This window comes from Pseudokineococcus lusitanus (genome assembly GCF_003751265.1).
In the GTDB taxonomy this organism is placed as follows: Bacteria; Actinomycetota; Actinomycetes; order Actinomycetales; family Quadrisphaeraceae; genus Pseudokineococcus; species Pseudokineococcus lusitanus.
The window spans coordinates 31,326-43,528 of sequence record NZ_RJKN01000003.1; the positions used below are offsets into that span (position 1 = coordinate 31,326).

Here is a 12,203-nt window from a genome sequence, read left to right on the forward strand (position 1 = left end):
CGGATGTTCCGCCACCGTGAGAGAGCTCCTCCGACGCGCGGCGCGCGTCCCCTTCGGCGTCCAGATCCTCGTCGGCCTCGTGGCCGGCGTCGCCCTCGGTGTGCTCGCCCGCTCGATGGGCGGCACCGCGGACGACCCCAACGCGCTGACGACGGTCCTCGACACCGTCGGCAGCACCTTCGTGCAGCTGCTGCGCGTGGTCGTGCCCCCGCTCGTGCTGACGGCGGTCGTCGTCTCCATCGCGAACCTGCGGCAGGTCACCAACGCGGCCCGCCTCGCCGGCCAGACGCTCCTGTGGTTCGCCATCACGGCGCTCATCTCGGTGGCGATCGGCATCGGCCTCGGCCTGCTGACCAACCCCGGCCGCAGCGCCACCATCGACGTCGGCCAGGCGTCGGCGTCGGGCACCCAGGGCGGCTGGCTCGACTTCCTCGACCAGCTCGTCCCGGCCAACATCCTCGGCCTCCGCGCGAGCACGAGCGTCGAGCAGGGCGCCGACGGCGTCGTCACGGGGTCGTCGACCAACCTGTCCTTCTCCGTGCTCTCCCTCGTCGTCCTCGCCATCGTCATCGGCGCCGCGGCGCTCAAGACCGGCGAGAAGGCGGAGCCCTTCGTCGCCTTCATGCGCTCGGCGCTCGCCGTGACGCAGACGGCCCTCTGGTGGGTCATCCGCCTCACCCCGCTCGGCACCGCCGGCCTGCTCGGCAATGCCGTCGCCAGCTACGGGTGGGACCTCGTCGCCCCGCTCGCCGTCTTCACGGTCGACGTCTACGTCGGCTCGCTCATCGTCATGCTCGTCGTCTACCCGGTCCTCGTGAAGGCGCACGGGCTGTCGGCCCGCAAGTACCTCTCCGGCGCGTGGCCGGCCATCACGCTGGCCTTCGTCTCCCGCAGCTCCGTGGGCACGCTCCCCGTGACGCAGCGCGTCGCGGAGCGCAACCTCGGCGTCCCGCGCGAGTACGCCTCCTTCGCCGTGCCGCTCGGCGCGACGACGAAGATGGACTCCTGCGCCGCCATCTACCCGGCGCTCGCGGCCATCACGGTGGCGCAGCTCTTCGACGTCCAGCTCGGCGTCTGGGACTACCTGCTCATCGCGTTCGTGTCCGTCGTCGGCTCCGCCGCGACGGCCGGCCTCACCGGCGCGGTCGTCATGCTCACGCTGACGCTGTCCACGCTGGGCCTGCCGCTCGAGGGCGTCGGCCTGCTGCTGGCCATCGACCCGATCCTCGACATGATCCGCACGGCCACCAACGTGGCCGGGCAGGCGATCGTCCCGGCGATCGTCGCCAAGCGCGAGGGCATCCTCGACGTCGAGGCGTACCACGCGCCCCGCGGGCGCGACCCCCTCGCGCTCGACGACGTCGACCGCCACGACGTGCGCGCGACCGACGGCACCCGCGAGGAGCAGGGCAGCGACGGGACCCGGGTGGCCACGCCCGCCTGACCCCGCCCCCTACACCACCGCTCCCCCACGAGGCGCACGGCGCGACGGCACTACCGTCGCGCCGTGCGCCTCGTGCTTGCCTCCGCCTCGCCCGCCCGCCTCGCGCTGCTGCGCGCCGCGGGCACCGACCCGCTCGTCCTCGTCAGCGGCGTCGACGAGGACGCCGTCGTGGCCCGGTACGGGGTCACCGACGCGGAGGACGTCTGCCTGGTCCTGGCCCGGGCGAAGGCCGAGGAGGTGGCGGGCCGCCTCGACGACGTCGAGGGCCTCGGCGACGACGACGCCCTCGTCGTCGGCTGCGACTCCGTCCTCGAGCTGGACGGCGAGGTCCACGGCAAGCCCGCCGACGCCGCCGAGGCCGTGGCGCGCTGGCGGCGCATGCGCGGGCGCTCCGGGGTCCTCCACACGGGCCACTGGCTCGTCGACGCGCGCGACGAGGGCTCCGGCGCGACGCTCGGCGCCGTCTCCTCGACGACGGTCCGCTTCGCCGACGTCGACGACGAGGAGGTCGAGGCCTACGTCGCCACCGGCGAGCCGCTGGCGGTCGCCGGCGCCTTCACCCTCGACGGGCTCGGCGGCGCCTACGTCACCGGCGTCGAGGGCGAGCCGTCCGCCGTCGTCGGGCTCGGGCTGTCGACGCTGCGCGGGCTGCTCGCCGACGTCGGCGTGCGCTGGTCGGCGCTGCGACGGACCGGCGACGCCTGAGCACGGGCGGGCGTCACGGCGCGCGGCCGCCGCGCGGGTAGGGTCCCCGACGGCCTGCGTCGACCGGCGCCGGGGGCGGTGGACCGCGCGAGCGGGCCGTACGGGCCGGACGGGCCGCAGGACGGACAGGAGCAGCGCGCATGGCTGAGGCGGGGACCGGCACGACCCGGACCATCACGAAGGTCCTCGTGGCCAACCGCGGCGAGATCGCCGTCCGCGTCGCGCGCGCCTGCGCCGACGCGGGCCTCGCCTCCGTGGCCGTCTACGCCGACCCCGACCGCGACGCCCTCCACGTGCGCACGGCCGACGAGGCCTTCGCCCTGGGCGGCAGCACGCCCGGCGAGTCCTACCTCCGCCAGGACAAGCTCCTCGACGTCGCGCGCCGCAGCGGCGCGGACGCCGTCCACCCCGGCTACGGCTTCCTGTCGGAGAACGCCGAGTTCGCGCAGGCCGTCATCGACGCCGGGCTCGTCTGGGTCGGCCCGCCGCCGTCGGCCATCCGCGCGCTGGGCGACAAGGTCGCCGCCCGCCGGATCGCCGAGGCCGCCGGCGCCCCCCTCGTCGCGGGCACGCCCGACCCCGTGGAGAGCGCGGCCGAGGTGCTCGCCTTCGTCGACGAGCACGGGCTCCCCGTGGCCATCAAGGCCGCCCACGGCGGCGGCGGGCGCGGGCTCAAGGTCGTGCGCGAGCGCGAGGACGTCGAGGCCGCGTACGAGTCGGCCGTCCGCGAGGCCGTGGCCGCCTTCGGGCGCGGCGAGTGCTTCGTCGAGCGCTTCCTCGACCGGCCGCGCCACGTCGAGACGCAGTGCCTGGCGGACGAGCACGGGGCGGTCGTCGTCGTCTCGACGCGCGACTGCTCCCTGCAGCGGCGCAACCAGAAGCTCGTCGAGGAGGCGCCCGCGCCCTTCCTCACCGACGCGCAGGTGGCCGAGCTCTACCGCGCCTCCAAGGAGGTGCTGCGCACGGCCGGCTACGTCGGCGCGGGCACCTGCGAGTTCCTCGTCGCGCCGGACGGCACGACGTCGTTCCTCGAGGTCAACACGCGCTTGCAGGTCGAGCACCCGGTCTCCGAGGAGGTCACCGGCATCGACCTCGTCCGCGAGCAGCTGCGCCTGGCCGTCGGCGAGCCCCTCGGCTACGACGACCCGCCCGTGCGCGGGCACTCCTTCGAGTTCCGCCTCAACGCCGAGGACGCCGGCCGCGGCTTCCTCCCCGCCCCCGGCAAGGTGAGGCGGCTCGAGCTGCCCTCCGGCCCGGGCGTGCGCGTCGACTCGGGCGTCGTCGCGGGCGACGTCGTCTCCGGCCAGTTCGACTCGATGCTCGGCAAGCTCGTCGTCACCGGCGCCGACCGTCGTCAGGCGCTCGAGCGCTCGCGCCGCGCCCTCGCGGAGCTGCGGGTCGACGGGCTCCCGACGGTCGTGCCCTTCCACCGTGCCGTCGTCGTCGACCCGGCCTTCGCGCCGGAGGTCACGGGCGGCGAGGGGCCCTTCCGGGTCCACACGCGCTGGATCGAGACGGAGTACGCCAACCACGTCGAGCCGTACGACGCCGCCGCCGCGGCGCCCGGCGGCCACCACGAGCGCGAGGCCGTCGTCGTCGAGGTCGGCGGCCGCCGCCTCGAGGTCGTGCTCCCGGCCGGGCTGGGCGCCGTCGCGTCCGGCGCGCGCGGGGCCGTCTCGGGCGTCGCCGCGGGCGTCGCGGGCCGCGCCAAGGCCCGCCGCGGCCGCGCGCAGAAGACGACGGCGAGCGGCGCCGCCCTCACCTCGCCCATGCAGGGCACGATCGTCCAGGTCGTGGCCGCGGAGGGCGACACCGTCGCCGCCGGCGACACGGTCGTCGTCCTCGAGGCGATGAAGATGGAGCAGCCCCTCACCGCCCACCGCGCGGGCGTGGTGCGCCACCTCACCGCCGCCGTCGGCGAGACGGTCTCCGCGGGCGCGGCGGTGTGCGAGATCACCGACCCCGCCGCCCCCGACACCCCCTGACCCCGCACTTCGGCGCCCTCTCGCCGCCATAGCCGCTCCCCGGCGGCACTTCGGCGCCCTCTCGCCGCCATAGCCGCTCCCCGGCGGCACTTCGGCGCCCTCTCGCCGCCATAGCCGCTCCCCGGCGGCACTTCGGCGCCCTCTCGCCGCCTTGGCCCCTCCCCGACGGCAGTTCGGCGCCGTCATGCCGTGTCTCGCGCACGGCTGGCGGGTCGCTGCGGCAGGTCGCCCCGCGTCGTCGACGGTCGACCGTCGCCCGGTGGCCGGTGGCCGGCGGCCTGTGGACGGCGTTCCTGCGCCCGGGCGCCGACCGCCAGGCTCGCGCGGGTGGCGCCCACCGACGACGTCGACCTCCCTCTCGTCTTCCGCGGGGCGGACGCCGTCCGCGACGGGGTCCTCACGTCCCGGCAGCTGCGGGACGGGCCGTGGGTGCGGCTGCTGAGAGGGACGTACACGCGTCGGGACGTCGAGGTCACGCACCCTCTGATGTGCAGGGCGGCCGGGCTGCTGCTCCCGCCGTCCGCGATGCTGACCGGCGCCTCGGCGGCGGCCGTCCTCGTCGGGGCCACCTGGCTGCGCGCCCGTGACGACGTCCAGGTGGTCGTCCCGTCCACCGCCGCCCGGCCGACGGTCAAGGGAGTCGTCGCCCGACGGTCCTCCGCCGCGCTGGTCGGGGGACGACGCTGGGAGACGACGACGATCGCGGAGCCAGCACGCGTCGCCTTCGACGCCGCGGCCCGCGTACCGCTGGCGGCCGGCGTCGGCCGCCTCGACGCGCTCGTCAGGTCCGGATTCGTCGACGTCGACCACCTCACCGGCTGGCTCGACGGCCGGCACGACGGCGACGTCGTCGCCGTCCGCGCTGCGCTGGCGCTCGTCGACCCGCGCGCCGAGTCCTTGCCCGAGTCCGCGGTCCGCGTGGAGCTGGTGCTCGCCGGCTTCGACGTCGTCCCCCAGTTCGTGGTCCGCACCAGCCGGGGCACGGCCCGGGTCGACCTCGCCCTCCCCGACCTCCGCATCGCCGTCGAGTACGACGGCGCGTGGCACCAGCTGGCGGAGCAGCGCGCCAAGGACCGGGAGCGGGCCGAGCGACTCCGCGAGGCAGGGTGGATCGTCGTGCACGTCTCGGCCGAGCACCTCCGGACGCCCGGGGTGGTCACGACGATGGTCCGGGCCGCCGTCGCCCGCCGCTGACCCGGCAGAAGGGCGCTGATGTGACGAGATGAGCACCCCCGCTGGGCACGAGAGCGCCGAAATGCCGAGATGAGGGCCCCTGCACGGCACAAGAGCGCCGAAGTGCCGAGGTGAGCGCCCCTGAGCGGCACAAGGGCACCGAAGTGCCCAAGGGGGCGGGGGGAGGGGGCCCCGCGGAGGGGACGGTTCAGTCGACCTCGGGGGCCACGTGGAGGCGGCGGGCCGCCTCGGCGAGGCTGCCGGACAGGGACGGGTAGATGCTGAAGACGTGGGCCACCTGGTCCACCGTCAGGCGGTGCTCGACGGCCAGGGCCAGGGGGAAGACGAGCTCGCTCGCCCGGGGGGCGACGACGACGCCGCCGATGACCGTCCCGGACCCCGTGCGGCAGAACAGCTTCACGAAGCCGTCCTGGATGCCCTGCATCTTGGCGCGCGCGTTGCCGGCGAGCGGGAGCTTGACCACCTGGCCCTGCGCCTCGCCCGACTCGATCTGCGCCTGCGTCCAGCCGACCGTCGCGATCTCCGGGGCGGTGAAGACGTTGGCCGCGACCGTCCGCAGCTTGAGCGGGGAGACGGCGTCGCCCAGCGCGTGCCACATGGCGATCCGGCCCTGCATGGCCGCCACCGAGGCCAGCGGCAGGACGCCCGTGCAGTCGCCGGCCGCGTAGACGCCGCGCACCGACGTCCGCGAGACCCGGTCCACCTGCACGTGCCCCGACGACGACAGGCGCACGCCCGCGTCCTCGCAGCCGAGCCCCGCGGTGTTGGGAATCGAGCCGACCGCCATGAGGCAGTGCGACCCGCGGACCTCGCGCCCGTCGGCGAGGGTGACGAGGACGCCGTCGCCGTCCCGGACCGCCGACACCGCGCGCGAGCGGGCCATGACCGTCATGCCGCGGCGGCGGAAGACGTCGTCGATGACCTGCGCCGCGTCGGCGTCCTCGCCCGGCAGCACGCGGTCGCGGCTGGAGACGAGGACGACGTCGGACCCCAGCGCCTCGTACGCGTTGGCGAACTCGGCGCCCGTGACGCCGGAGCCGACGACGACGAGCCGCTCGGGCAGCTCCTCGAGGTCGTAGAGCTGCTTCCAGTTGAGGATCCGCTCGCCGTCGGGCATCGCGTCGGCCAGCTCGCGCGGGTGCGACCCGGTGGCCAGCAGGACGACGTCGGCCTCGAGCTCGCTGCTGCCGCCGTCGGCGAGGTCCACGTGGACGCGCTGCGGGGCGAGCAGGCGCCCGGTCCCGGCGACGACCTCGACGCCCTCGCGCACGAGCCGCTCGCGGATGTCCGCGGACTGGGCCAGCGCCAGCCCCCGCACGCGGGCGTTGACCCGGCCGAGGTCGACGGTGACGGCGCTCTCGGCGTCGGTGTCGTCGTCGCCCGCGCCGGGGAAGCGCAGCCCGAGGTGGACGGAGTCGGTCACCGTGGCCATGACCTCGGCCGTGGCGATGAGGGTCTTGGAGGGCACGACGTCGGTGAGCACCGTCGACCCGCCGAGCCCGTGCTTCTCGACGACCGTCACCGACGCGCCGAGCTGGGCGGCGACGAGCGCGGCCTCGTACCCGCCCGGCCCGCCGCCGAGGACGACGACGCGGGTGCTGGCGACGTCCGTCACCGACACCGGGCCGTCGTGGCCGTGGGGCTTCTCGGCCGCACGGCGCTCCGCCTCGGCGGACGCGGAGCCGTCCGTCGGCTCGCCCGGGGGCGTCCTCGCGGCGGGCGCGCCCATGCCCTCGGCGCCGCCGGCGGCGCCCTCGGGGTCGGGCGGCAGGACGGCGCCGCCGCCCGAGGAGGCGGGGGCGTCGACGGGCGGGGTCTGCGGGTCGTCCGCGGCAGGAGGCATCGACCCCCATCCTGCCCCTCCGGGCGGCCCGAGGAGGAGCCCGGGACGGCACCCGGCGCGGGCGGGTGGTGCCGGTGCCGTCGATACAGTCGCGCCATGCCCCTGTACGCCGCCTACGGCAGCAACCTGCACCCCGCACGGATGGCGGACCGGGCCCCGCACTCGCCGCTGTCGGAGACCGGGTGGCTGCACGGCTGGCGCCTCACCTTCGGCGGCGAGGACCGCGGCTGGGAGGGCGCGCTCGTCACGGTGGTGCAGGACGACGCCGCCGACGCCGCCGTCTACGTCGGGCTCTACGACCTCACCGAGGCGGACGCCCGGTCGCTCGACGAGGTCGAGGGAGCCGGCCTCGGCCTTTACCGGAAGGTGCGGGTCCGGGTCGACACGCTCTCCGGCCAGGTGGTCGCGTGGCTCTACGTCCTCGACGCCTACGAGGGCGGGCTCCCGGCCGCGCGCTACCTCGGGATGGTCGCCGACGCGGCGGAGGCCGCGGGCGCGCCCGCCGACTACGTCACCGCCCTGCGGGCACGTCCCTGCCGTGCCTCCGAGGGGGCCGCGGGCGGCGCCTGAGCGACGCCGGCCGCCGCCCCGCCGGGCGTCCCCCACGGCCGCCCCCGGGTAGCGTCGGCGCCATGGCCAGCCCCGGCGCCCCCTCCCCCGACCACCGCCCCGACGACGCGGCGGAGGCGCTCGCGGACCCGACGGCCGCGGCCGCCGAGGCCGCCGCGGTCCTCGCGCGCCGCACCGGCGTCGAGCGCCACGACCTCGCGCTCGTCCTCGGCTCCGGCTGGGGGACGGCGGTCGACAGCCTCGGCGAGGTCGTCGCCGAGGTGCCCGCGGACGAGGTGCCCGGCTTCACCGCCCCGGCGGTCGCCGGCCACGTGCCCGTCTTCCGCTCCGTGCGCATCGGCTCGAGCGACCGCGTCGCGCTCGTGCTCGGCAGCCGCACGCATCTCTACGAGGGACGCGGCGTGCGGGCCGTCGCGCACGGGGTCCGGACCGCGGCCGCGGCGGGCTGCCGCGGCGTCGTCCTCACCAACGGCTGCGGCGGGCTCGACAGCGGCTACGCGCCGGGCCAGCCGGTGCTCATCGCCGACCACCTCAACCTCACGGGCCGCTCCCCGCTCGAGGGCGCGATCTTCGTCGACCTCACCGACCTCTACAGCCGCCGCTGGCGCGACGTCGCGCGCGAGGTCGACCCGACGCTCGCCGAGGGCGTCTACGCGCAGTTCCCCGGCCCCCACTACGAGACGCCCGCCGAGGTCCGGATGGCCGGCGTCCTCGGCGCCACCCTCGTCGGGATGTCGACGACGCTCGAGGCCATCGCGGCCCGCGCCGCAGGCCTCGAGGTGCTCGGCATCTCCCTCGTCACCAACCTCGCGGCGGGCATCAGCCCGCACGCGCTCAGCCACGAGGAGGTCGTCCAGGCCGGCAGGGACGCCGGGCCGCGGATCGGCGCCCTCCTCGCCGAGGTGGTGGGGCGGCTGTGAGCGCCCGCGACGACGCCCTCGCCGCCGCCCGCGCGGAGCGGCGCGACGCCGCGCTGGCGTGGGCCGACGCCGACCCCGACGAGGCCACCGCCGCCACGCTGCGGGACCTCGTCGCCCGCGCCGACGGCGACGGCGACCTCCCCGACGTCCTCGAGGCGCGCGCCGAGCTCGACGACGCCTTCGACGGCGGCCTCGCCTTCGGCACCGCCGGCCTGCGCGGCCGCCTGGGCCCCGGCCCCAACCGCATGAACCGCGTCGTCGTGCGCCGGGCGGCGGCCGGGCTCTCGGCGTACCTCCTCGAGCGCGAGGGCGGCCCGGAGTCGCCGCCGCACGTCGTCGTCGGGTACGACGCGCGGCACGGCTCGCACCGCTTCGCCCTCGACACCGTGGCCGTCGTCGTCGGGGCGGGCCTGCGGGCGTCGCTCCTGCCGCGCGCGCTGCCGACCCCCGTGCTCGCCGGGGCCGTCCGCCACCTCGGCGCCGACGCCGGCGTCATGGTCACCGCGAGCCACAACCCCCCGCAGGACAACGGCTACAAGGTCTACCTCGGCGGGCCGGGCGAGGAGGGCGCGCAGATCGTGCCGCCCGCCGACGCCCGGATCGCCGCCCGCATCGACGCCGTCGGCGGCCCCGCGGCGGTGGCCGCGCTGCCGACCGCGGACGCCGGCTGGGACGTCCTCGGCGAGGACGTCGTCGACGCCTACGCCGACGGCGCCGCGGACGTCGCCGGCCGCGCCGGCCCCCGCGACCTGCGCGTCGTCCTCACGCCGCTGCACGGCGTGGGCGGCGAGCTCGTGGAGCGCGTCCTGCGCACGGCCGGCTTCACGGACCTGCGGACGGTCGCCGAGCAGGCCGCCCCGGACCCCGACTTCCCCACCACCGCCTTCCCCAACCCCGAGGAGGAGGGCGCGCTCGACCTGGCGCTGGCTCTCGCCGACGAGGTGGGGGCGGACGTCGTCGTCGCCAACGACCCGGACGCCGACCGCTGCGCCGTGGCCGTGCCGCTGCGCGAGGGCGACGAGCCCCTGCCCGGCGGGCACCCGCGCTGGCGCCAGCTCACCGGCGACGAGGTCGGCGCCCTGCTCGGCCACCACCTCGCCGAGCGGGGCCTGCCGCCCGGCTCCGTCCTCGCCCGCTCGGTCGTCTCCTCCGACCTGCTGGCGAGGGTCGCCGCGGCGCACGGCCTGGAGAGCGCCGTGACGCTCACGGGCTTCAAGTGGATCAGCCGCGTGCCCGGCCTCGCCTTCGGCTACGAGGAGGCGCTCGGGTACTGCGTCGACCCGGCCGCCGTCCGCGACAAGGACGGCATCAGCGCCGCGGTCCTCGTCGCCGAGCTCGCCGCCGCCGAGAAGGCCCGCGGCCGAGGGCTGCTCGACGTCCTCGACGACCTGGCGCTGGCCCACGGCCTGCACGCGACGGCCCCGCTCACCCTCCGGGTGCTCGACCCGTCGCGGATCGCCGACGCCATGGCGCGGCTGCGCGCGGAGCCGCCGACGACGCTCGCGGGCAGCGACGTCGTCGCCGTCCACGACCTGTCCGCGGGCGACGACGAGCTGCCCCCGACCGACGGCCTCGTCCTGCGCACGGCCGACGGCGCCCGCGTCGTCGTCCGCCCGTCCGGCACGGAGCCGAAGCTCAAGAGCTACTGCGAGGTCGTCGTCCCGGTGGACGGCGAGGACGCCGGCGCGGTGCGGGTGGCCCGTCGCGAGGCCGCCCGCCGTCTCGACGCCGTGCGCGCCGACCTGCGGGCGGCGCTGGCGCTCGACGCGTGAGCGGCCCCGCCCCCGCCGGCCGGCACGGCGACGTCGACCGGGAGGTCCCCGGGGGCGCCGGCGACCCCGGCGCCCCGGGCGACGCCGCGGCGGCGGACCCCGGCGCCCAGGGCGAGCTCTTCGCCGAGCCGGCCGGCGCCCGCCGCCCGCCGGCGCGGCGCGTCGTGCTCCTCACCGGACCCAGCGGCTCCGGCAAGTCCTCGATGGTCCGCCGGCTCGGGCTCCCCGTGCTCGCGCTCGACGACTTCTACCGCGACGGCGACGAGCCGGGGCTGCCGCACCGCTTCGGCATCGTCGACTGGGACGACGTCGGCACGTGGGACGCGGGCCGCGCCCTCGCCGCGCTCGAGCGGCTGTGCCGCGAGGGCGAGACGGACGTGCCCGTCTACGACATCCCCACGAGCCGGCGCACCGGCACCGTGCACCTCTCCGTGGGGACGTCGCCGGTCGTCGTCGCCGAGGGGATCTTCGCGGCGCACCTCGTGACGGCGGCGCGCGAGCGGGCCCTGCTCGCCGACGCGATCTGCCTGCGGCGGCCGCCCGGCGTCACCTTCGCCTTCCGCCTGCTGCGCGACCTCGCGGAGGCGCGCAAGCCGCCGCACGTCCTCGTCCGCCGCGGGCTGGCGCTGGCGCGCGCCGAGCCCGCGCTCGTGCGGCGCTGGACCGACCTGGGGTGCCGCCCCCTCGGCGTCGCCGACGCCGAGGCCGCCGTCCGCGCCCTGCTGTGACCGGCCCCCGCGGGGCCGCGGACGGGCGCCCGTCCGCGGCCGTCCTCACGGAGCGGCTCGCGCTGCGCCCGCCGACGGCGGACGACGTCCCGGCGCTCGCCGACGCCGTCTACGGCGACCCGCGCACGTGGGCCCTCGACCCGACGCTGCGGCGCAGCCCGGAGGAGCTGGCGGTCTTCGTCGGACGCCTGCAGGAGCGGTGGGCGCGGGACGGCGTCGGCGCCTGGGTCGCCCGGCTCCGCGACGGCGACGGCACCCCCGTCGGCATCGGCGGGTGCGACCGGCTCGCCGAGGGGCGCTCGTGGAACCTCTTCTTCCGCCTCGCCCCCGCGGCGCAGGGGCGGGGGCTGGCGCAGGAGATCGCCCGGGCGGGGCTGGCCGTGGCCCGCGCCGCGCGGCCGGACCTCCCCGTCACGGCCTTCGCCGCGGCGCAGAACACGCCGTCGCTCCGGACGATCGCCCGGCTCGGGCTCACGGAGGTCTGGCGCGGGCCGGACCGGCGCAGCCCGCTGCCCGACGCCGTCGTCGTGCTGCACGCCGACCGGCCGCTGGCCGCCGACCACCTGGCCGAGCTGACGGCCTGACCCGCTGCGCCGCAGCGGCTCAGAGCAGCAGCACGAGGGCGACGCCCACCTGCAGCACCGCGGCCCCCGCCCGCACCGCGTCCCACCGCAGCAGGCGGCGGTGCGCGGCGCCGTCCCAGCCGCGGCCGAGCCGGCGGTGCTGCGGCACCGCGCCGAGCGCCGTGACGCCGAGCACCACGGCCGTGCACGCCGCGGCGACGAGGGCGAGCGGCCGCTCCCCCGCGGGCGCGGCGACGACGAGCCACGCCGTCGTACCCACGAGGGCGGCGAAGAGCGGGCCGACGAGCCGCGCCACGCGCCGTCCGTGCGCCGCCTCGAGCACCGCGAAGCGCTGCGCCGCACCGGCCTCGGCGGCGGTCGCGAGCTGCGGGTAGACGACGAGGCGCACCGTCACCTGGAAGCCGGCGTAGGCGGCGGCCGCGGCGAGGTGCGCCACGGCCGCCGTCACCACGAGCCCG

The 12,203-nt window shown here is 77.5% G+C and carries 11 protein-coding genes; 9 read left to right on the forward strand and 2 right to left on the reverse strand.

Annotated elements, in window-relative coordinates; genetic code table 11:
- Nucleotides 1–16 precede the first annotated feature (16 nt).
- The 4 genes from EDC03_RS06110 to EDC03_RS06125 all read left to right on the forward strand — a co-directional run bounded on the left by EDC03_RS06110 (nucleotide 17) and on the right by EDC03_RS06125 (nucleotide 5,328).
- Nucleotides 17–1,444: a dicarboxylate/amino acid:cation symporter gene (locus EDC03_RS06110; RefSeq protein WP_123379359.1), complete on the forward strand. Its 1,428-nt coding sequence runs from the start codon at nucleotides 17–19 to the stop codon at nucleotides 1,442–1,444.
- Between the two features lie 63 nt (nucleotides 1,445–1,507).
- The gene (locus EDC03_RS06115; RefSeq protein ID WP_123379360.1) at nucleotides 1,508–2,149 is read left to right on the forward strand and encodes a Maf family protein; all 642 of its coding nucleotides are present in this window, start codon (nucleotides 1,508–1,510) and stop codon (nucleotides 2,147–2,149) included.
- A gap of 173 nt (nucleotides 2,150–2,322) precedes the next feature.
- A complete protein-coding gene (locus EDC03_RS06120) occupies nucleotides 2,323–4,134 on the forward strand; it encodes an acetyl/propionyl/methylcrotonyl-CoA carboxylase subunit alpha (RefSeq protein WP_123379668.1) in 1,812 nt (603 codons plus the stop codon).
- A gap of 327 nt (nucleotides 4,135–4,461) precedes the next feature.
- On the forward strand, nucleotides 4,462–5,328 hold the full coding sequence (locus EDC03_RS06125) for an endonuclease domain-containing protein (RefSeq protein WP_123379361.1): 867 nt from the start codon (nucleotides 4,462–4,464) through the stop codon (nucleotides 5,326–5,328).
- A gap of 187 nt (nucleotides 5,329–5,515) precedes the next feature.
- On the opposite strand, the gene EDC03_RS06130 is transcribed toward EDC03_RS06125, so the two are convergent.
- Nucleotides 5,516–7,171: an NAD(P)H-quinone dehydrogenase gene (locus EDC03_RS06130; protein WP_241967055.1), complete on the reverse strand. Its 1,656-nt coding sequence runs from the start codon at nucleotides 7,169–7,171 to the stop codon at nucleotides 5,516–5,518.
- Nucleotides 7,172–7,267: 96 nt separating this feature from the next.
- Here EDC03_RS06130 and EDC03_RS06135 point away from each other — a divergent pair, with 96 nt between their 5' ends.
- The 5 genes from EDC03_RS06135 (at nucleotide 7,268) to EDC03_RS17525 (ending at nucleotide 11,745) form a co-directional block, all read left to right on the forward strand.
- Complete coding sequence (locus EDC03_RS06135) at nucleotides 7,268–7,741, forward strand: gamma-glutamylcyclotransferase family protein (protein ID WP_123379362.1); 474 nt, start codon at nucleotides 7,268–7,270, stop codon at nucleotides 7,739–7,741.
- A gap of 62 nt (nucleotides 7,742–7,803) precedes the next feature.
- Nucleotides 7,804–8,661 carry a purine-nucleoside phosphorylase gene (locus EDC03_RS06140; protein ID WP_123379363.1) on the forward strand — a complete coding sequence of 286 codons (858 nt, stop codon included), beginning with the start codon at nucleotides 7,804–7,806 and terminating at the stop codon, nucleotides 8,659–8,661.
- Nucleotides 8,658–10,433, forward strand: a complete 1,776-nt coding sequence (locus tag EDC03_RS06145) for a phospho-sugar mutase (RefSeq protein ID WP_241967056.1) — start codon at nucleotides 8,658–8,660, stop codon at nucleotides 10,431–10,433. Before EDC03_RS06140 ends, EDC03_RS06145 begins: the two co-directional genes overlap by 4 nt.
- Nucleotides 10,430–11,161, forward strand: coding sequence for a uridine kinase family protein (locus EDC03_RS06150; RefSeq protein WP_199719994.1), 732 nt, complete (start codon nucleotides 10,430–10,432; stop codon nucleotides 11,159–11,161). Before EDC03_RS06145 ends, EDC03_RS06150 begins: the two co-directional genes overlap by 4 nt.
- The gene (locus EDC03_RS17525; RefSeq protein WP_158674217.1) at nucleotides 11,158–11,745 is read left to right on the forward strand and encodes a GNAT family N-acetyltransferase; all 588 of its coding nucleotides are present in this window, start codon (nucleotides 11,158–11,160) and stop codon (nucleotides 11,743–11,745) included. The genes EDC03_RS06150 and EDC03_RS17525 overlap by 4 nt, the downstream gene beginning before the upstream one ends.
- 19 nt (nucleotides 11,746–11,764) lie before the next feature.
- Here the strand turns inward: EDC03_RS17525 and EDC03_RS06160 are convergent, their stop codons facing one another.
- Nucleotides 11,765–12,196 carry a DUF1772 domain-containing protein gene (locus EDC03_RS06160; protein ID WP_123379364.1) on the reverse strand — a complete coding sequence of 144 codons (432 nt, stop codon included), beginning with the start codon at nucleotides 12,194–12,196 and terminating at the stop codon, nucleotides 11,765–11,767.
- Between the last annotated feature and the right edge of the window lie 7 nt (nucleotides 12,197–12,203).

Bases quoted from the DNA above. Each gene is read 5' to 3' on its own strand.
- EDC03_RS06130 (WP_241967055.1), bottom strand. From the start codon at position 7,171: ATGCCTCCTGCCGCGGACGACCCGCAGACCCCGCCCGTCGACGCCCCC.
- EDC03_RS06135 (WP_123379362.1), top strand. From the start codon at position 7,268: ATGCCCCTGTACGCCGCCTACGGCAGCAACCTGCACCCCGCACGGATG.
- EDC03_RS06140 (WP_123379363.1), top strand. From the start codon at position 7,804: ATGGCCAGCCCCGGCGCCCCCTCCCCCGACCACCGCCCCGACGACGCG.